This window comes from Salinivibrio sp. IB872 (assembly GCF_001995345.1).
Lineage (GTDB): Bacteria > Pseudomonadota > Gammaproteobacteria > Enterobacterales > Vibrionaceae > Salinivibrio > Salinivibrio proteolyticus.
Genome location: NZ_MUFO01000025.1, coordinates 23044 through 43675 on the forward strand (window position 1 = coordinate 23044; position 20632 = coordinate 43675).

Sequence of the window (20632 nt, forward strand, 5' to 3'; positions counted from 1 at the left end):
TATTGACCAACTTATCACGCAACACCGCTTGACGGACTACGTTCGCCATGAACCTTTGATGATGGTCTTGTTTTTTATGGTTTAATTCGTTTTGTCTGTCATCCGTAATGTGTTCATGCCCATCGCCATGTTTAGCGATACGTCTCAATTAAGCGGACGATCCTTATTATCGTCTGTTGCTCATGGTTGGACGGTTTTGATTAGTTGTACTTATTTTTCGTTTTAAAATTTCATGTTTCATCAATTAGTGCGGGTGATCACGGCTAAAAAGCGTCATTAAATAATTTATGTTGTAAATTAACAGAGTTCTAGAGCGTTTTAATAAGCCATTTATTTGTAACGTTAAACAAGTTGTGAGGTTTTACGTCAGTTTTTACTGGGTTTTTTGTCAGTTAAGCGGTGAGACGTTGAAGGCTATGCATTAAAATCCTGAGGTTATGATGACACGCTCTCAGGAGCGTGAACCCTATGTCATGTTGGCCGTAAATTTATTTTTTGTTATCTAAATCAGTTATTTATATTGTTATCAGTGGTTTCATTGAAAGTAAGATCTATGTCATGAAACTGTCAGAATCTTGCCCTCCATCATATTATTCGTATCAAAAAATAAGATTATGTTGATGTTTTTCTCTGCGTATTTAGTCTGGAGATGTGGTTACACGAAATGTGTAAGCAGCGGGGCGAAAACACGGGCGACAAGCTCGGTTTTCAAATCGGTTTTGAACTCTAAAACACTAAATAACGCACAGAGACAAAACCAAAAATCTTGGAGGCAGCAGGAGTTTTCCATGAATAAGATTTTTAAATTATCCGCATTAGCTGCGGCAGTACTCTCTGCTGGCGTGGCAATGCCAGCACTCTCACAGGAAGCAACAGCAGATTATTCGACAAGTACCTCTCCTTTTTTCTCTGATGCGACGATTAGTGGCAATCTCAACTTTTGGATGCGAGCCCGTGATCGCGCAGGTACAGATGCCAATGGCAACGATACTGCCAAAGAAACCAACCTTGACCACGGCTCTATCTACGCAAATCTTGCCTTTAACTCAGGCTACGCGGCGGAAGTGGTTGGCCTTGATCTGATGGCCTTTAGTACATTTGATATGTGGCAAAACAGTAACCCAGACCACGAAATGAACTTTTGGGGCGTGAATAACCCCTACGACAAGCAGCCAGATGATAGCGAATGTACGGGCGCATGGGACGAGGAATGTACGGATAATGGCGTATCACTGGCTACCGCGGCGGCTAAATTTAAGTTTGGTGACAATGTAACGGCGAAGCTTGGTTATTTTCAGCCCTCTGTGCCAAGCACAATTGGTGTTAACTGGTCTTTTGCGCCGGGCACTCATGTAGGTGGTGAGTTAGGCCTGAAGTTCGATAATCTTAATATGGGCCTTGTCGTTTCTGAGCGCTATAAGGCGCCTTGGTTTAAAGAAACCTATGAATTTCAAACCACCAACGGAGAAGATGCTGGCACAGCGTATTCACTTGGTGCTGTTTATACTTTGGATAACGGTATTTCTATTGATGCAGCATATGGTGCATTAACTGATGGTGACCGCTGGAATGCGCACGTTAAAGTGAAAGGCACGACCGAAGGTGGCGTGTATTGGTCGCCGCAACTTTATGTGGTCGATGATGATGAACAATATGATAGCACGGCATTCCAACTCGCTATGCTTACTAGTGTGTCATCAGGTCAGTACTCGTATCGAGCGGAAGCAACTTATACCGAAGCCGATTCAGGAGACCCTGCTAAGGTACAAAATCTAGCGTATCGTTTGACGAGTCAATATGGCGGCTCTAATGGTGCTTATGATATTTGGTGGAATAACCGCTCGGATTTTAACCATGATGAAGAACTGGCGCTATTTGGGTCGTTATCGCGTGATTTCTCGGATATTGGGGCTAAAGGCTTTAGTGCAGGCTTTAACGGTGCTTATGGCTTTGGATCATCCGCCAAAGGGTATGATGATCTAAAAGAGTACTCCTACAGTCTGTTTGCAAATTATGCGATTCAAAATGGTGCACTTAAAGATGCGAAGGTCAGTTTTTACTTCACGCAGTACTTCAATGATACCGATGCACCAAGCTGGAATGGCTACACCAATCTATTCCAAGATGAGGACGATTTTAAATTAACCTTAGCAATTCCTTTCTCCATTAAATAAGGTCTTTTTGGTACTGTCTTTTAGCTGAGCCTAGCGCTCAGCTTTTTTTATGTGCTGTGCAATCAAATCACATAAGGTTGCCAGCGCATTTTTATGTGAATGATCGAGCGGGTAAGAGGCATTCAATCGAAAGCAATGGGCAAACTGTGCGTGTGTCGCAAACATATTACCCGGCGCGATACTGATATGGTGTTTGAGCGCAAGGTGGTAAAGTGCGGTGGTATCACTGCCTTTGGGCAAAGTTATCCATAAAAAATACCCTCCTTGGCTGTTAATGACACTAACGCCTTGCGGTAAATGGGCGATCAGAAACTGATAGGTCACTTTTTTTCGTTCAGCCAGTGTGCGACGCAGCTGCTTTAGGTGGTGTTCATAGTTGCGGTTATGAAGATAATGCGCGACGGCAAGTTGAATGGGGACGCTGGTGGTCACTGTGCTCATTAGCTGCAGCTTTTGTAGTTTCTGGGCTTGATCACCGGCTGCCACCCAACCAAGGCGAAAGGCATCGACCAAGGTTTTTGAGAAAGACGAGCAGTGCAAAACATGACCGCTGTTATCGAACGCTTTAGTCGGGTGCGGTTTGTGTTCGCCATCATAGAGTTCGCCATAGACATCGTCTTCGATTAAATACACCTGATAGCGTTTGACGAGTTCGGCAAGGCGTGCTTTTTTTGCGTCTGACAGCGAATATCCCAACGGATTTTGATGATTGCTCATCAGCCAACAAGCGCGGATTGGATGCGTTTGCAAGGCGCGTTCAAGTGCATCAAGATCAATCCCTTCCGTCGGATGTGTTCGGATCGCCATCGCTTTGAGCCCCCGGTTTTCAAGGGCTTGTAGCGCACCGTAAAACGCCGGACTTTCAACAGCGACCCAATCCCCAGGTTGTGTGACCGCGCGTAAGCTCAGGTTAAGCGCATCCAACCCGCCCGCGGTGATCACGATTTCATCGGGAGAAACCTGCATCCCCTGCGCTGCATAGCGTTGGGCAATCAGGTGACGTAGTTGGGCATTACCCGGGGGAAGATTGTCGACCACACTATGAATCGACATAAAGCGCACCGCAGTGGTGAGCGAGCGGTTTACTTGATGGCGAGGGGCGAGCAGGGGATCAACATAGGCATGCCCGTAGCTTGCCATACCCGGCGAGCGGCTGGCTTGCAACACATCGAAAATATAGTCATTGATATCGACAGATTCTGCAGGGTGAATCGCACTGTCTGGCTTGTTATCGTCGAGTTCGGCATGGGGAGCGACGCGGTAACCTGAGCGAGACTGAGAAACAATCCACCCTTGGCTTTCTAGCAGTTGGTAGGCTTGGAGTACCGTCATGACACTCAACCCTGAATAAGCGGCCTGTTTTCTCAGCGAGGGAAGCTTTTCTCCCACATGCCAAATGCCGGCTTGAATTTGTTGTTTGATCTGCTCGCTAAGCTGCTGATACTTAGACATCTTCCTACCATAATCGCCGCTAAGTGAACCAGACTATAACACTGAAAACATCAAACTGTTATAGGTTAATCTGAGTCGTCTGTGTATGGGCACATTAAAAATGGGCTTCTACCATGCGTGTTGGTCTAATTACTAAAGTGGACTTCACGTATGTTTGGTCTTGATGCCTTTATGTTGGCCCGTATTCAATTCGCGTTTACGGTTTCTTTTCACATTATCTTTCCTGCAATTACTGTCGGCCTTGCCTGCTACCTTGCGGTGCTTGAGGGGCTATGGCTTAAAACTCGCGAGCAGGAGTACAAAACCCTTTATCTTTTCTGGTCAAAAATTTTCGCGGTCAACTTCGGGATGGGCGTGGTGTCTGGGTTGGTGATGGCATATCAATTTGGCACTAACTGGAGTGGCTTTTCCGAGTTTGCGGGCAGTATCACTGGCCCACTACTGACTTATGAGGTACTCACCGCTTTCTTTTTAGAAGCCGGCTTTCTTGGTGTGATGCTGTTTGGTTGGCAGCGTGTCGGTGATCGCTTGCACTTTTTCGCCACGTCCATGGTCGCGTTGGGCACCGTGATTTCTGCCTTTTGGATTTTAGCCTCCAACAGTTGGATGCACACGCCACAAGGGCATGAAGTGGTCAATGGTCAAGTAGTACCTGTAGATTGGTTCGCGGTGGTGTTTAATCCCTCTTTCCCTTATCGCTTAGCGCACATGGTGGTCGCGGCGTTTTTATCCAGTGCCTTATTTGTTGGTGCGTCGGCGGCGTGGCACCTGCTCAAAGGGCAGCGCAGCCCAGCCGTGAAGCGGATGTTTTCGATGTCGATGTGGATGCTGTTGTTCACCGCGCCTATTCAAGCGTTTATTGGCGATTTACATGGCCTGAACACCTTGGAATATCAACCTGCCAAAATAGCAGCGATGGAAGGGCATTGGGATAACAGCCATGGTGAACCCACGCCGCTTATTTTATTTGGCTTACCGGACATGGAAGCGGAAACCACCCGCTACAAAGTAGAAATTCCCTATTTGGGGAGTCTGATCTTAAAACATAGTTTGACCGAGCAAATCCCAGCGCTAAACGAATTCTCTGCGGAAGATAGACCCAATTCGCCCGTGGTCTTCTGGGCGTTTCGTCTGATGGTGGGCTTAGGGCTATTGATGATCACACTTGGACTAGTGGCGGCGTGGCAGCGCTATAAAGGACGTCTGTTTGAACACCAAGGGATGCTCCGTTTTGCTTTCTATATGGGGCCGGCGGGGTTGGTCGCGATTCTAGCTGGCTGGGTAACCACTGAGGTAGGGCGCCAGCCTTGGGTCGTGCATGGCCTTTTACGCACCCAAGATGCGGTGTCTGCCCACGGTGACTTGCACATGAGTATTAGCTTAATCAGCTTCTTTGTGGTGTACGGCTTGGTCTTTGGGTTGGGGTACATCTATATGATCCATCAAATTAAATTAGGTCCGGATCAGCATGATGATACACCGCATGAACCGTTAACTGTCTCTGGCCGTGTGTAAGGGGGAAACATGGATTTAGCAATGATTTAGTTTGGCATCATCGTGTTTGCCACTTTAATGTACATCGTGATGGACGGATTTGACTTGGGGATCGGAATCCTGATGCCGTTTATTACTGAGCGCGAAGAGCGCGATTTGATGGTTAACAGTGTCGCGCCGGTATGGGATGGCAATGAAACTTGGTTGGTCCTGGGTGGGGCGGCATTATTTGGTGCTTTCCCCTTGGCATATGCCGTGATTGTCGATGCGTTAACAATCCCGCTCACTTTGATGTTGGTGGCGCTTATTTTTCGTGGTGTGGCGTTTGAGTTCCGTTTCAAAGCGTTGCCCGGGCATCATGGCTTTTGGGATACCGCCTTTATGGCGGGGTCTATTTTTGCCACCTTTTTCCAAGGGGTGACTGTGGGTGCGGTGATTGAAGGCTTTCCTGTCGAGGGCCGCGCTTTTGCCGGTGGCGGCCTCGATTGGTTGGCACCGTTTCCTCTCTTTTGCGGTATAGGACTGATCATTGCGTACGGTTTACTGGGAACCACTTGGCTGATCATGAAAACGGAGCATGCGTTGCAAATGCGTATGTACCACTTGAGCCGTCGACTGGTTGTGTTGATGGCGATAAGTATTGCGATAGTCAGTGTCTGGACGCCATTTGCGTATCCGGGAGTTGCCGACCGTTGGTTTAGTCTGCCAAATTTGCTCATTCTCTCCCCAGTTCCTTTATTGACCGCTCTTTGTTTGCTCCGTCTTTGGCGTACCCGTCCTTATCAGGCTCACCATCGTCCATTTATTATGGCGTTGTGTGTCACCCTGCTCGGGTTTATTGGCCTCGGCATCAGCATTTGGCCACATATCATTCCACCCAGTATCACAATTTGGCAGGCTGCTTCACCACAACAAAGCTTGCAATTTATGCTGATTGGCGCGGTATTTATCATCCCGGTTATTTTGATGTACACCTATTGGAGTTACCGTGTCTTTAGTGGCAAAGTGAATCCGGACGAGGCCTATCACTGATGGCTGGTATGACAAAACCGACTTGGCAGCGTTGGCTTTGGTTAATCGCTATCTGGGGAGTCAGTGTAGCGGCATTGGGGGCAGTCTCTTGGCTATTTAAGCTTTTGATGCACGCAGCGGGTTTGCAAAGCTAACCGCCTTCTATTGTGTAAGAAATCAGTGATAAGGCTCCCAAGCTGATGATAAAACAGTCAGATGTCTTATCACTGACATGGTCCTAACGGCGTTCCTCATTCTAAGATACGTATTATCGGCYTTATTGCTAAAAGGTGATTAACGTATGGAATGGTATTTAAAAGTATTGCGCCAGTACGCTACATTTTCTGGACGTGCGCACCGCCAGGAATACTGGATGTTTTTTCTGGTTAACTTTTGTATCTCGTTGGCGATCAATATTGTCGCTGAGTTCTCGGGATTCGTTGTGTTGAGCATGGTGTATTCATTAGCCTTGCTGCTGCCAACCTTAGCGGTGACATCAAGACGGCTACATGACACAGGACGTTCAGCGTGGTGGCTACTGCTTTTGTTCATACCTCTGCTTGGAATGGCAGTCATACTGGTACTCTGCGCCCTAGAAGGCGATCAAAACAGCAATCAATACGGCTCTAATCCTAAGCTCGTGGAAGGCGTCTAGCACGGAGGTGTGATTTGTTTGCATGGGAACTGCTGGTACGATAAACACCATCGTCTGATGGCAGTCGATAGGCTGCTTGGCGAGTTACTCGTATTTATCTGCATCCCTCTTTCCAGCAAGGTGCCACATGATCACATTCGAGCCCTACCAATTAGTTGACGCCAGTTTTTCTCCGTGGCGTCCTATTTATTTAGACGTTGCCCAAACCTTGTCTGACCACATCTCGACACCTCGTATTGAGGTACTACATTTTGGCTCTACGTCTGCCAAAGTGGGAGGGAAGGGGATTATTGATTTATCCATTCTCTATCGTTCTGGCGAGCGTGACGATGCTGTCGCTCACCTCTATGCCCTCGGTTWTCAAGATCAGCACAGCGATCAACCTTTTCCCGAATACCGCCCTCGCAAAGATGCCTCTGTAATCTATCAAGGTGAGCGTTTTCTGGTGCACGCCCACGTGATTGAAAAAGACAGTGATGAGCATCACCGTCAAATTGCGTACAAACAGTATTTGCTCGATAACCCTGGTGTGCGCGCTGAATACGAAAACGAAAAGCGCGCCATACTCGCTCAAGGTGTGCGTGATCAAGATGTTTACGTTAAGCACAAAGCCCCCTTTGTGAAAGGGGTGCTGGCGAACTTGTAAAAACACCGCTCCACGATCACGTTAGCCTGCTCATCATAATCACATACTTTGGTCTTATAAACGTTCATACGCTTGTAGATGAACTACAGTTACTGTGGACGTTTTAGGCAGCCTAGCGTTATCTTTAACAAGTTATGTCAGGCTGCAGACGAGAGTGTTGCACTTCGCAGTTGAATCCGTGGTTACGTAAAGATCAAATCATCGAATGATGCCGCCATGCTTGAAGCCGTTGAATGAACTTATCCAGGCCTTGGATATACGAAATGTGCAGATGGGTACACGGTTACACCATTTGTGATGCATGAGTGTTTATTGATCGCTGACGACGAAACGTCCTTCTCTGTCTGCTTTTCAACCACCTGAATCAAAAAGAATAAAAGGGCTATTGACCTCGGGTTAAATTTCATTAAAGTACAGTCTCGTTCGCAGCGCAGTCTGCGGACTATGGTGCTACCACGCATAACTGCGTTGCCCTGGTGGTGGAATTGGTAGACACAAGGGATTTAAAATCCCTCGGCGTTCGCGCTGTGCCGGTTCAAGTCCGGCCCGGGGCACCATAGCACTCTCATTATCCTATCTATTCTTTACTTCCATCTTTTATTCGCGTCTTTTAAGTGCCTGTTTTAATATTTTGAAACCTTTCAATCCAATTCCCCTGTTCTGAATAGGGTTGAATAATGGCATATATGTATAGAAATGTAGGGTAAATGTGCTGATCTTCTAGATGATACCCTTCCTTTTTCTCAGTGATCTCACCAAAGCACCAAATATTATGTCGTTTGTCATTAACCCGTCATGCTTGTCTAGTTTGCTGACTAATATTGATATGTTGGTTAGTAATGATAATAAAAAGGACGGCGTATGCGTTGGCAAACTCTTTCAATCAGAAAGCGAATTTATATTGTTCTTTCGACTATCTTAGTGCTCAGCACCTTGATTGCGATGGTGCAGCAAGCGATGTTGTCGGCAAACAAGCAGCTCGATGATCTCAAAAATATTATATTACCCAGTCAGCTGAGGGGGCTGGCGTTTGAAATTAGTAATGAGCTACAACCTGCGATCACCGGTTCTAACTTTCTTGCCCATCACTCTGGACTGATTGATTGGGTGGATAATGGCGGCGATCTGACCAATCTCGCGCCAATTCATCAAGCGCTGTCGAATGCCAAGACGCGTTTGGGGGCAGACAACGCATTTGCAACGCTCGATAGCAGCCAAGGGAAGTATATTTTTACTTATGATGGCGAGCATCGCAGCGCCTCAATGACTACCTATCCGTTCAAAGACTTTTACCCGAATTTTCTGAGTAAGAATCAGCCCTATGAGCTGAACATGAACAAAGATCCCAATGGCAATCAGTATGTGATTTTTATTAACTATCGTAGCGTGCCAGAAAACCCTGCGACGGGTCAGCCGTATGTGGTAGCGGGAGTAGGGTTTAATGTCAGTAGCTTAGTGAATCTGGTACAGGGGTTTCGCATTGGTGAGCAGGGAAGAGCCATGCTTGCCGCGCGCGACGGCAGTGTGCAGGTCGCACCGACAGATTCGGCACTGAATGCGGACAATGCGAGCGCATTTCGCCAAGCGGTAACCAAGGGGACGGATAAGCCGGTGATCAGCGAAGTGACCATCGGTGGTGAAGCGTTTCTGCTGGGGTCTTATTGGCTCGCAGACTTGGACCGTTTCGTGGTGGTTGAGATCCCCAAAGCTCAAATCACAGGGCCTATCCTGAATCAATTCATTCAGTCTCTATTAGTGACCTTGGTGTTTATTGCTATTGCACTCCTTGTTACCCATTGGGTGATCAGTAGTTTGACGCAGCCGATAAAAAAGCTTTCCGCCGAGGTCGATGAAATTGCTAGTCGACTCGACTTGAGCCACCAGATAGCGGTGAATGATCAAGCGGAAGTCGGTCGATTGGCAAATAAAATCAATGGCTTGCTAGCGCGTATTCGAGATGCATTGCAAGCGGTAAACCAGACGGTGGACGAGTCACAGTCTGCATTTGGTGTCCTCAAGCAGCAAGCTCATGAGGTGAACCAAGCCGGTATGGTGCAGCAGCAATCGCTACAAACGATCTCTGCCGCGAGCCAAGATATCACCGAAATCACCACCGAGGTAACGGATTCGGCCAATCACGCCGGCGAGCTGTCTCAGGCTGGGAATGCGGCGCTTAAAGAGGCTTTAAATGGCATGAATACCAGCCTACGGCATATTGAGCAACTGGGTGAAAACATGGCCTCGAGTCAGAGCAGTTTGGAGGAGTTGAATCACCATATCGAGAATATTCTTCGCGTGCTTGAGGTGATTAGCACCATCTCGGAACAAACCAATTTACTCGCACTAAACGCGGCGATTGAGGCAGCGCGAGCGGGCGAACATGGTCGTGGCTTTGCGGTAGTTGCTGATGAAGTGCGCTCGTTGTCGCAGCGCACCGGTGAGTCGACCAGTGAGATCCAAGAAATTATCAATCAGCTGCGCTCGGCATCGGATAATGTGACCGGGCAAATCAACCAAGTCAGTCAGGATAGCCAGCATAGTCTCGACACTCACCAACAAGCGGTAGAAAATATGCGCACCTTGGATAGCCATTTGCAGCAATTGTTTGAGCATAATGGGCGGATTGCCGAGGGGGCGAATACGCAAAGCGGCGCGGTGAATGAAATCAATCAGAGCATTGAAGAGCTTGCTCAGCAGGGTACCCGCACTCAAGAAGTGTTTGAGCAAAGTGAACAGGCGGTGAGTGGGTTTGATTTACGCATGAAAGAACTCACTAAAAAAGTCAGCGCGTTTAAAGGGTTGAATGCGTAATCGCCGCGCGTCCAAGAGCGCTGACAAGCGGTAATAGCGCTTTGTGTCTTTGCCGCACTCCGGTAGGATAGCGAGAGGAGGGCGGCATGAATCTAACCCAAATTGATGCGTTTTGTGCAGTCGCAGAGACCGGCTCAGTGTCTGAAGCTGCACGTCAGCTGGATGTGAATCGTTCACGATTGAGTATGGCGATTAAAGCGCTAGAACAATCACTTAACGCCGAATTGTTTTATCGCACCGGTAACCGTCTAACCCTGTCGGAAATCGGCAAAGCTGTGTACAAAGATTTCGAGAGCATATCGGTCACGGCGGCACGTATTCGTCGTACGTGCGAGCAAGCGAATGCGGGCTTTAATGCTGAAGTGTGGATTGCGCGTGATGATGCGATCCCCGATCAACTTTGGCAGGACTGGGCGCACCAGCTAAACAAGCGCTTTACGGCGACGTCCTTCAACCTCGTGTTAGCGTCGAGCGGTGACCTGGCCAATTTGGTTGAAACGCAACAAGTCGATTTTGCCTTTGGAGTAGACTACGAGCGGATTGACGATCCGCGTATCAACTATCAACCGCTGGGTAAAATTCGCATGATGTCGGTGTGCAACAGTGAGCACCCGTTGAGTCGATTGCGTCGAGTCAGTGATGATCAATTGCGTAATGCCATGCAAGCGGTCATGGTCTATCTCAATGAAAAAGACAATCCCGAGCTTCAACCTTTCTCGCGCCGCTACATTGGCTTTTCGAGCTTTGAATATATGCTCAATACCATCTTACAAGAAGAAGCGTGGGGCGTGTTGCCTGAGCCGCTGATCCGGCAATACTTACGAGAACAGCGCTTAGCAGTGATCAAACATACCTATGGTTTGACCCAAGAAGACTATTGTCTATTCACCGCCTCAGGGATGGCCGAGCATCCGGGAATCCAATGGCTGAGTGATAGCATTACCAACTACTTGTTTGATTTCTAAATACGCGGCTCGATAAGTGGTTTTTCAATAGGTTGCCATATAGGTTAAGCAAAACTTAACCTAGGTTAAAAAGTTTAAGATTTTCTGAACACCTACCGAGCGCTACAATGCCGTCACTGATTTTTACTGAGCATCATTATGACCGCATACACGCGTTATCTTCCTTTTTCATTGGCTGTGTTAGCCTGTTTAACTCCTTGGGTAAGCTCGCCGATCGCTCTGGTGCTGGGCTTTTTGTTAACCTCCTTGGGCTGGGTACCAAGCGCAATCCCCCTCACCAAAATCACCAAAAAATTGCTGGCTTATTCGATTGTGGGTCTAGGGTTTGGTATCCCACTGCAAGAGGCGCTCGCCGTGACAGGCGATGGGATAGGGCTGATTATTGCCACCATTGCAGGCACGCTGGTTTTTGGCACATTACTGGCCAAACTTATGGGACTGGATAAAAAGACGGGTCACCTGATTGCCTCAGGTACTGCGATTTGTGGCGGCAGTGCAATCGCAGCTGTCTCGCCCGCTATCAACGCGGATGATAAACAAATTGGTCTGGCGTTAGGCACGGTGTTTGTGTTGAATTCATTGGCGCTGTTTGTGTTTCCTATGGTAGGACATGCGCTGGGGTTAGATCAGCACACGTTTGGAACCTGGGCGGCGATCGCGATTCATGATACGTCATCGGTGGTGGGCGCGGCGTCCGCTTATGGTGAGCAAGCACTAACGACCGCGACCACCCTCAAACTTGCGCGCGCATTATGGATTGTGCCTGTGGCGTTTGTCAGCGCACTCATGTTTCGCAGCCACGCCAAAAAAATCACGATTCCGTACTTTATCGTTTTCTATTGTTTGGCGATTGGTATCAGTGATGTCTTTGTCCAAGCGCAACCTATCTATGAAGTGATTTTCGCCATTTCAAAGCAAGTATTAGTGGTGTGTTTATTCTTAATCGGCTGCAGTATTTCTATCACCCAGCTACGCACGGCAGGCCCTAAGCCTTTACTGTTTGGTGTTGCGCTGTGGGTGATTATCTCCTGTACATCGCTTGCTTGGCTGCTGCTCGCTGCCTAGTCTCCATCGTTGCCTCAGGTTCACTCATGCGGCGTGTCCTGAGGTAAACGTAATACCGCGACCAACAGAAACGCACTGAGTGCCGCACCAAACTGCCACCATCCTGTGCTGGTTATCGCGAGGAAAAGCTGCAAGCCAATTGCCGCGAGTAACACGCCTTTTCTCATCTTCTTAGTCCATAAAGAATCTAAATTTATATTTAGTATGCGTAAAAGTTATATATAAGCAAAATGCGATTTAGCGCTATCTCATAACTAAAATTTGTTTAGAACACTCACTGTCAGAAATATTGACAGTTATTTTTTCTTGTAAGTGATTGAAATGATATGGCTTTTATTGAACTCTTTACAGAGTGATGAAAATGTCAGCAAGTTCGTGTTTGTAAAGCGGCGCAGTAGCACCAAGAATATGTGCGTGTTTTCTACTTTTGGTGTTTTATGTCTCCTCAAAACGTGATCAATGAAAAGTCAGTATTAGTGTTTTCGGCCCTTCTCGCATTGGGGTTTGCCATCGTCGGCCTTGCCGTTGGATGGATTGCTGGCTCTTTAGTGATTATGTTCGACGGTATCTACTCGTTGATTAGTCTAGTGTTAACTTTGTTGTCACTGGGAGCGTCATGGTATATCCACTCGCGTTACGCACGGCCGATCACACGTGCGCTGCTTACTCCGCTTGTTGTCGCCATCAAAGGCGCTGTGATTATGTTGTTGGTGAGTTATTCTCTGTATGAAGCGCTCTCCTCCTTGGTCGAAGGCGGACGTGCGGTTAACCCGTCATTGGCGGTGCTATTTGGTATTGTCAACGTTGTGGGTTGTGGCTACGGATGGTGGATGATTGCACGTAAAAACCAAGCAGGGCAAAGCCAGTTAGTAGAGGCGGAATCGCGCCAGTGGCAAATGGACACCTTATTAAGTCTGGCGGTCACCTTAGGCTTTTTAGGTGCTTGGTTAGTGGCGCATTCACCTTGGTCGGATTATGCGGTTTATGCAGATCCTATGATGATGGTGTTGATGTCGTTCTACTTCATCAAAGTGCCATTTGTCATGGTGCGTAACGCGTTAAAAGAGCTCGCACCTGTCACGGTAAAGTGGTATCGCACCCGCTCCATGGCGTAATCGGAACATGACGCAATATGGACCTAGCCAAACGATCCTATATCCTCGCAGGGGTCGGTATATACTGAGGCGGCGTTTAGCCGCCTTATTTATGTCAACTTATGCACTATAACTTTTTTACTGGCTTTCATATCAACCTAGATACTGTGAACGATTTCAACGTAGTGTGACGGTATACATTTTGTTCTTTATGCTCGTCTGTTGAGGTGTTGACAGCAGAACGTCGCGACGGCGCTTACACTGAAAAGTAACCATAGCGCTGTAGTAGAGAGAGAATGTTGCATATAGCAAAAGCGGAGTTAAATGATCTAGACGCCCTCATGGTGTTATTTGACCAGTACCAGCGCTGGCTTGCGATTCGTCCGCCGCTCAGTCAAACAAGGGCGTTTACTGAGCAGCGGTTGCATGAGCAAGACACGTGTATACTGACTGCATCTCACCAGTCCTCCTTGGTGGGATTTGTCCACCTAACGCCTTTGTATTCATTGGCGAGGGCGCGCCGTGGCTTAATTATTAACGATTTGTACGTGCAGCCGGATTCACGGCGACAAGGTGTCGCGCGGGCGTTAATCTCGCACGCTCTCAAGGAGGCTCGTGCCCGCCAAGCCGCTTGCTTATTGCTACAAACCCATCAAAGCAACCATGCCGCTCATCATCTTTTTGAATCTTTTGGTTTTATTTACGACGTTAGCCAGTATTATTTTCTGGACGTGACCGATTAACGGGTGACGAAAGGAGTAGCTAATGGCGTACGATTTTGTGGTCGTTGGGGGCGGTATCGTCGGCGTAGCCACCGCTTGGCAGTTGCAACAGCGATATCCAAACAAACGCACTCTATTGATAGAAAAAGAGCCTGCTTTGGCCCAACATCAAACGGGCCATAATAGCGGCGTAATCCATGCTGGCGTGTATTATCCGCCCGGTAGTTTGAAAGCGGATTTTTGTAAGCGTGGCGCTGCTGCCACCAAAGCGTTTTGTGAGCAAGAGGGCATTCCTTATAAGCAGTGTGGCAAGTTAATCGTCGCGACCACAGAGACAGAGCTGGCGAGGATGCATGATTTGTATCAACGTTGTTTGCTTAATGAGATCGAGTGTGAGTGTTGGGATGCCCAACAACTCGCCAGCGCTGAACCGAATGTGCGTGGTTTAGGCGCGATCTATGTCAAAGCGACCAGTGTTGTGGATTACGCTCAAGTCACAGAAAAAATGGCCGGACGCTTTGTCGCAGCTGGTGGGCACCTTGTGCTAAATACTCAAGTGACGAAGCTACACGAAGACCACGGCGGTGTGCTGATTGATACCCAATCACAGGGAGAGTCGCACCGTTATCACGCGGAATTTTTAGTTGTTTGTGCCGGTTTGATGGCTGATCGCATGGCGAAGCTGCAAGGGTTAGCGACATCGTTTCAAATCATCCCCTATCGCGGCGAATATTATCAACTAGCGGAAAAGCATCGGGAGTTAGTGTCGCATTTGATCTATCCAGTACCGGATCCAGATTTGCCTTTCTTGGGCGTCCATGTCACGCGGATGGTTGATGGTGGTTTGACGGTAGGCCCAAATGCCGTTCAGGGCTGGAAACGCGAGGGGTATGCCACATACAATTTTAGTTGGCGTGATACGCTTGATATGCTGCGTTTTCGCGGATTTTGGCGAGTCACTGCAGCGAATCTGCGCACTGGTATAAAAGAATGGTGGAATGCGCATTATAAATCGGGATACCTCAAGCAGGTTCATAAGTATTGCCCGTCAATTCAATTGGATGATTTACACCCTTATCCAGCCGGTATTCGTGCCCAAGCGGTGTTGAATAGCGGTGAGCTGGTGGGCGATTTCCTCTTCGTTCGATCTGCACGCAGTCTCCATGTGTGTAACGCCCCATCGCCAGCCGCGACCTCAGCCATGCCAATTGCCGAACACATTTGTCAGACTATCAGTACGCCACCCAGCGATTAATCGACGGAGTATTGTGACTGTCTCGTCCTGATGATTTAATGCTAGGGAGATTAAATATCAAGGAAGACAAGATGTTATTGCCACCACCTCTCAAAAAAGGCGAGACAATTGGCTTTTTCTCGCCATCATCTCCTGCCACCGTATTTGCGCCCCAACGATTTGAACGCGCGGTGGACTATGTCAAAGCACAAGGTTTTGATCTGAAGGCGGGGGTATTGACCGGACAATCGGATCACTATCGCTCAGGCTCGATCAAGGCGCGTGCGGAAGAGCTCAACCAGCTGATCCGTGATCCGAATGTGCGCTGCATCATGTCGACGATTGGTGGAATGAACAGCAATGCTTTACTTCCCTACATCGATTACGCCGCCTTGGCTGATGATCCTAAGATCATCGTGGGTTATTCGGACCTCACTGCTTTACTGCTCGGTATCTATGCCAAAACGGGATTAATCACGTTTTACGGGCCAGCATTAGTGGCATCTTTAGGGGAGTTCCCGCCACTGGTCGATGAAACCTTTGACGCGTTTCGAGCGGTAACAACTGAGAATGTAACGCTGCCGATGATCTATAAGATGCCTGTCCAATGGACGGATGTCATGATCGATTGGGGCGAGCAGACAGAGGCAAAACCGACCTATAAGAATGCATGGCAGTTTATGGGTAAAGGTCAGGTAAATGGCCGCATTATCGGTGGCAATCTCAATACGCTGAGTGGGATCTGGGGAACACCTTATATGCCAGCGATTAAGACAGGCGATATTCTGCTGATTGAGGACTCTTTGTTGGATATTGCCACGGTTGAGCGCTCACTCGCACACCTAAAACTGGCTGGGGTGTTTGATACGGTAGGCGCGGTGTTACTTGGTAAACACGAGCTATTTGATGACAAAGGAACGGGACGTTTAACCTATGACGTTCTTGAAGAAATACTCGATGGGAAGCCGCTCGCTGTGGTTGATGGTTTTGACAGTTGCCATACGCATCCGATGTTAACCACACCTTTGGGGGCCCAAGCCTGTATTGATTTTGATGCCCAGACGGTCTCACTCACGCAACCTTGGTTGGCGGGTGAGCACGCTGGGCAATGAGCTTGGATTAGTAAGCCACACCGATACGTTGGCGACGGTGGGCGCCACTTTCCAGTTCGTCGATCATCGCGATAGCATAGTCAGCAACGCTGATTTTGCTGTCACCATGGTCATCGGTAAGCAAGGTATCCGCGCCAACGCGATAGCGGCCTATTTTGTCGCCCGGGAAAATCTCTGCGGCAGGGCTGACGAACGTCCAATCTAGGGTATGGGCGTGCTCACGGAATACCTTCAAAGCGTCGCCTTGAGCGAGCGCTTCTGCTTTATAAGCGTCAGGGAAGTCGGGCAGGCTAACCAGCTCGACTCCCGGTGAAACTTCTAGCGAGCCAGCACCGCCGACCCAAAGTAAACGTTTGACGTTAGCGGCGGGTAATTCGTCAATTAAGCGCTTAGCGCTGTTTGCCACCATCTCATGGTTGCCTGCAGCGCGCCCGCCCACGGCGGCAATGACTGCGTCAGCGTCAGCAACGGCCTGTTGTACAGAGTGATGGTTATTCAGCAAGTCGAATTGACGCACCTCGACATCGTCGCGGGTCACTTTTTCTGGCTGACGGACAAGAGCGATAACCTCATGCCCACGATGACGCGCTTCTTCGACGATTTGGCTACCGATCCAACCTGTTGCACCAATAATTGCGATTTTCATATTGTCTTCCTCATGCTGTGATTGCTTGGATGGATGTAGCTTATTAGCTTTCATTTATTGGATAAACAATCATAATAGATACAGTTTGTATCAATTAAAGAGACAATATGGATAGGCTTACGGCAATACGTAGTTTTGTAGAAGTGGCCAATTGCAAAAGCTTTACGCGGGCGGCCGAACAACTTGGGCTAACGCGTTTGCAAGTTTCAAGGCATGTGCAAGAGGTCGAGCAATGGCTTGCGCAGCGTCTGTTGCATCGGACAACGCGTAAAGTCAGCTTAACGTATGCCGGTGAGCAAGCCTATGGTCATTGCCAGCGTATTTTGGACGAAGCGGCGGCGTTAACGTTGACGACTGGACGATTACACGGCGCCTTAACCGGTCGTATTCGAGTCGCTGCGCCAATCGGCTTAGCGCAAGGGATCCTTGTTGCGCCAGTAACGCAATTTACCGATGCGCATCCAGAGGTCGTGATTGAAGTGATTGCCTCCGACCAATTTACGCCCTTAGTGGATGAGCGGGTCGATATTGCGCTGCGCTTCACACCTCAGCCGGATGAACATTTAATTGCCCGCAAACTCATGGCCATCGATTCTATCGTGTGTGCGTCACCGGCATATATAGCCCACGCGTCCCAGCCTAATCACCCGAGCGATCTCATTGATCACCCGTGCTTGATTCATGTCAGCGGTGATCATTGGCAGTTTATTAAAGACAGTCGCCGAGAAGAGATAAGAGTGAGTGGGCCGATTCACGCCAACGACTTAGGCACCTTGGTCAATGCGGCGCGAATGGGAAAAGGGATTGTCCGTGTGCCATGTGATTTAGCCAATCCCTATGTGAAGCAAGGGGAATTGATACCCTTGCTGACCGATTATCGCTTACCGCCCAGCGCACTGTGGGCGGTCTATTTATCGCGTAGTTATCAACAGCCTGTCGTGCGCCACTTTATCGATCACTTGGCAAGCTGCTGGCAGCATGATATCCAAGCTCCCATTGATGGGTCAGATGCAGCGCATCAATAAAGGCATCGTCATGGCTGACCAATATATAGGCACCTTGATAATGATTAAGCGCGTCGACCAGTGCGTGTTTGGCTGAGATGTCGAGGTGATTGTCCGGCTCATCCAACAGTAACAGTGGCTGGGCGTGCTGGTGGGCTACCGCTAACATCGCCACTTTCATCTTTTCGCCACCGCTTAAACTATCAACCGTTTGATAAACGCGATCGCCACGTAACCCTAAGCTAGCAAGGCAGGTTCGAGCATCCGACTCTGACAAGTCGCTATGATGGCGCAAACAAGATAGCAGTGTTTGTTTGGGAGCCAGTAGTGAGAAGTGTTGATCTAGATACACACAGTCACCGACAACGTCGATTGAGCCGCTGACAGGCGCGTGATGACCCATTAATGTCCGCAGTAACGTGGATTTTCCTGCACCGTTTCTCCCTGTTAGTAGCCAATGCTCCCCCGCGTAGACAGACCAATCAAGCGGTTCAGTGTGTCCGAATGGTAACTGACACTGGGTGGCTTTTATAAGCCGTCGCCGTTTCATTGGCTCTGAGTGATGCATATACAGCGTTGGGTTGTTTTCCGGAAGCTGCGTATCCAACGCGTCGAGTTGCTTTTGGGAACGCTTAAGTTGCTGAGAAAATTGTGTTTTCGCTCGAGACTTAGCGTCTTGCGCACTTTCTTTTTGTCCATCCAGAATCGACTTTGCCTGACTTGATTTCTTACGTAACTGTTTGCCTTTTGCTTCGCGTTTCTGTGCCTTTTCAGCGCTTTGCTGCTGTTGACGTAATACCTGTTTATGCTGTTGATTCAGGTGCGTGCGTTTCGCGATGAGTGCATCCTGTTCTTGCCTTTGTGTGCGAATGAAGTCGTCATAGTTGCCCGTGTATTTTGCGATACCTTGTGGTGTTAAAGCATAGATAGCTCGCATATGGCGAAGTAACTGTTGGTCGTGACTCACTGTGATCACTAACCCAGGATAGTTTTCGATCCAGCTTACGAGCTTATGTCGTGCAGCGCGATCTAGATGATTACTTGGTTCATCGAGTAATACGATATGCGCTTGGGAGTGAAAAACGCGATACAAACTCAACAAGGTCAATTGGCCACCGCTAAGCACATGCAAAGGCGCTGACAAAGCGGCATCAATACCTAACTGGGTCAGTGTTGCTTGATAGCGTTCGGCGATATCCCAGTCATCATTTACTTGCTCATAATGTGTTGGGTCGACGCTTCCAGCCTCAATGGCCGCCAACGCATGAAGCTGTTCGGCAATGCCAAGTACTTCAGCCAATGTTTGTGTCTTTGGCGCGGTAGTATGCTGTGATAGGTAAGCAATATCGCCATCGCGCTGTACATGGCCTGAATAATGAACTCCTTGCGCGGATGGCAACGTATGACCTGCCAACAGCGCGAGGAGGAGTGATTTTCCGGTGCCATTATCTCCCACAAGGCCAATGGGGCCGTGCTCAAAGGTGATAGAGACAGGTTCAAACAATACTCGTCCATCGGGCAGCGTCACGCTGAGATCATGTGTAATAAGGTAAGGCATAAGGCCTCCTTTATGTAAAGCAACACAAAGGGGCGGCGGTATGTGCTACACAGAAAACCTGCGTAGAGACCGTTTAGCTACAGAGAAAACGTAAGCCCAGTGACCATGAATACCGACTAACCCCAAGATACCGAATATAAAAACGGTGTAATGAGTGTTAGTTGTTCATTGGCACAGACTCCGCTAAAGAAAGGAAACAGAACTATATAATAGGCGACTGGGCGTCTGCAACCCCAGCCGCTCGTGTACTACAACGCGAGTTTAGTGAGGTAGTGATGGCTTAACGTCAGTGAGCGTGCCAGCGGCTTGGGCAGGGTGTCGATTTCGAGGCTATCAAGCAGGTTTTTCACATGCAGCCCAAGTTCGGTATCACCACTGATACTGAGTTGGCGCTGGAAAAACAGCGTATCCGGATCGCAATAGTGGGTCGCCATTTTTAAAAATGCTAACCAATCTCCCTCGATACTGGCGTCTTCTTCCCCAGACAAGCGCACCAATAATTGGTTGTCTTCGTTCAGCGACACGAACCAATTCGCGTTGAGATCGCGCAATCCAATGCGAATAGTACGGCCAGCAAGAAAGTCGAACTCGTCCTCTGCCAGCGGCACCGCAAAAGCGGTATTCATGACTTTGGTCAGCACCTGAGCTTGCAGCCCATATGGTAATTGAGTGATCGCTTTTAGCCCTGGTGTAATCAGGTTGGGCTGAGGCAGTGGCAGGGCAAGGGGTTGTTGGGTGATTGGGTTAACGAGCATTTGGCTTTCCTTTGGTGCCAATGGTTGAATGCCACTAGAGTAGCGAGATTGAATGCTCCGCCATTGGATCAGAGTCAAAAATGAGGGGGGTTTTCTTCATTGATTCGCGTTTTCCTGGCAAGGCTTGCTTTTGCTTGTGCCGTTGACATGGCATTGCTATTTAATATTGATTCAAATGAAAACGCGCGCTAGAACGCCAATTTTGGCGTTAAAAACGCTTAGAATATTACACAC

Annotated in this window: 18 protein-coding genes, 1 tRNA gene and 1 pseudogene; 15 read left to right on the forward strand and 5 right to left on the reverse strand. The window is 48.5% G+C overall.

Annotation, left to right across the window (positions count from 1 at the left end; translation table 11 throughout):
* Nucleotides 1-788: 788 nt before the first annotated feature.
* Nucleotides 789-2174, forward strand: coding sequence for a multidrug transporter (locus BZJ18_RS11190; protein ID WP_077456768.1), 1386 nt, complete (start codon nt 789-791; stop codon nt 2172-2174).
* 30 nt (nt 2175-2204) lie between these two features.
* On the opposite strand, the gene BZJ18_RS11195 is transcribed toward BZJ18_RS11190, so the two are convergent.
* Complete coding sequence (locus tag BZJ18_RS11195; RefSeq protein ID WP_077456770.1) at nt 2205-3626, reverse strand: aminotransferase-like domain-containing protein; 1422 nt, start codon at nt 3624-3626, stop codon at nt 2205-2207.
* 150 nt (nt 3627-3776) lie between these two features.
* Between BZJ18_RS11195 and BZJ18_RS11200 the strand changes: the two genes are divergently transcribed.
* The 9 genes from BZJ18_RS11200 (at nt 3777) to BZJ18_RS11240 (ending at nt 12273) form a co-directional block, all read left to right on the forward strand.
* On the forward strand, nt 3777-5141 hold the full coding sequence (locus BZJ18_RS11200; RefSeq protein ID WP_077456772.1) for a cytochrome ubiquinol oxidase subunit I: 1365 nt from the start codon (nt 3777-3779) through the stop codon (nt 5139-5141).
* A 36-nt stretch (nt 5142-5177) separates the two neighbouring features.
* Nucleotides 5178-6152 carry a cytochrome d ubiquinol oxidase subunit II gene (cydB, locus tag BZJ18_RS11205; RefSeq protein WP_443216507.1) on the forward strand — a complete coding sequence of 325 codons (975 nt, stop codon included), beginning with the start codon at nt 5178-5180 and terminating at the stop codon, nt 6150-6152.
* 8 nt (nt 6153-6160) lie between these two features.
* Nucleotides 6161-6286: a DUF2474 domain-containing protein gene (locus BZJ18_RS11210; RefSeq protein WP_077456798.1), complete on the forward strand. Its 126-nt coding sequence runs from the start codon at nt 6161-6163 to the stop codon at nt 6284-6286.
* 146 nt (nt 6287-6432) lie between these two features.
* Nucleotides 6433-6786, forward strand: a complete 354-nt coding sequence (locus BZJ18_RS11215) for a DUF805 domain-containing protein (protein ID WP_077456774.1) — start codon at nt 6433-6435, stop codon at nt 6784-6786.
* 127 nt (nt 6787-6913) lie between these two features.
* Entirely contained in the window at nt 6914-7432 is a 519-nt protein-coding gene (locus tag BZJ18_RS11220) for a GrpB family protein (RefSeq protein ID WP_077456776.1), read from the forward strand.
* Nucleotides 7433-7902: 470 nt separating this feature from the next.
* A tRNA-Leu gene (locus BZJ18_RS11225) sits at nt 7903-7989 on the forward strand.
* Nucleotides 7990-8293: 304 nt separating this feature from the next.
* A complete protein-coding gene (locus BZJ18_RS11230) occupies nt 8294-10243 on the forward strand; it encodes a methyl-accepting chemotaxis protein (protein ID WP_077456778.1) in 1950 nt (649 codons plus the stop codon).
* 86 nt (nt 10244-10329) lie between these two features.
* A complete protein-coding gene (locus tag BZJ18_RS11235) occupies nt 10330-11208 on the forward strand; it encodes a LysR family transcriptional regulator (RefSeq protein WP_069590163.1) in 879 nt (292 codons plus the stop codon).
* A gap of 138 nt (nt 11209-11346) precedes the next feature.
* Nucleotides 11347-12273, forward strand: a complete 927-nt coding sequence (locus tag BZJ18_RS11240; RefSeq protein ID WP_077456780.1) for a YeiH family protein — start codon at nt 11347-11349, stop codon at nt 12271-12273.
* Between the two features lie 20 nt (nt 12274-12293).
* Here the strand turns inward: BZJ18_RS11240 and BZJ18_RS17295 are convergent, their stop codons facing one another.
* Nucleotides 12294-12440, reverse strand: a complete 147-nt coding sequence (locus tag BZJ18_RS17295; protein WP_158011282.1) for a hypothetical protein — start codon at nt 12438-12440, stop codon at nt 12294-12296.
* 270 nt (nt 12441-12710) lie between these two features.
* On the opposite strand from BZJ18_RS17295, the pseudogene BZJ18_RS11245 reads away from it, so the two are divergent.
* The 4 genes and pseudogenes from BZJ18_RS11245 to BZJ18_RS11260 all read left to right on the forward strand — a co-directional run.
* Nucleotides 12711-13343, forward strand: a pseudogene (locus BZJ18_RS11245) (cation transporter); the annotation flags it as partial.
* A gap of 320 nt (nt 13344-13663) precedes the next feature.
* Entirely contained in the window at nt 13664-14110 is a 447-nt protein-coding gene (locus tag BZJ18_RS11250; RefSeq protein ID WP_077456784.1) for a GNAT family N-acetyltransferase, read from the forward strand.
* Between the two features lie 22 nt (nt 14111-14132).
* Entirely contained in the window at nt 14133-15344 is a 1212-nt protein-coding gene (gene lhgO / locus BZJ18_RS11255; protein ID WP_077456786.1) for an L-2-hydroxyglutarate oxidase, read from the forward strand.
* A 71-nt stretch (nt 15345-15415) separates the two neighbouring features.
* Nucleotides 15416-16435 (forward strand): S66 family peptidase, encoded by a 1020-nt coding sequence (locus BZJ18_RS11260; protein ID WP_077456788.1) that lies wholly within the window; start codon nt 15416-15418, stop codon nt 16433-16435.
* A gap of 7 nt (nt 16436-16442) precedes the next feature.
* On the opposite strand, the gene BZJ18_RS11265 is transcribed toward BZJ18_RS11260, so the two are convergent.
* Nucleotides 16443-17081: an NAD(P)-dependent oxidoreductase gene (locus BZJ18_RS11265; RefSeq protein WP_069362583.1), complete on the reverse strand. Its 639-nt coding sequence runs from the start codon at nt 17079-17081 to the stop codon at nt 16443-16445.
* A 107-nt stretch (nt 17082-17188) separates the two neighbouring features.
* On the opposite strand from BZJ18_RS11265, the gene BZJ18_RS11270 reads away from it, so the two are divergent.
* Nucleotides 17189-18106, forward strand: a complete 918-nt coding sequence (locus tag BZJ18_RS11270; protein WP_077456790.1) for a LysR family transcriptional regulator — start codon at nt 17189-17191, stop codon at nt 18104-18106.
* Here the strand turns inward: BZJ18_RS11270 and BZJ18_RS11275 are convergent.
* Together BZJ18_RS11275 and ubiT are read right to left on the reverse strand one after the other, a co-directional pair.
* A complete protein-coding gene (locus tag BZJ18_RS11275) occupies nt 18030-19643 on the reverse strand; it encodes an ABC-F family ATP-binding cassette domain-containing protein (RefSeq protein WP_077456792.1) in 1614 nt (537 codons plus the stop codon). The genes BZJ18_RS11270 and BZJ18_RS11275 overlap by 77 nt on opposite strands.
* A gap of 248 nt (nt 19644-19891) precedes the next feature.
* Nucleotides 19892-20398: a ubiquinone anaerobic biosynthesis accessory factor UbiT gene (ubiT, locus tag BZJ18_RS11280; RefSeq protein WP_077456794.1), complete on the reverse strand. Its 507-nt coding sequence runs from the start codon at nt 20396-20398 to the stop codon at nt 19892-19894.
* Nucleotides 20399-20632 lie beyond the last annotated feature (234 nt).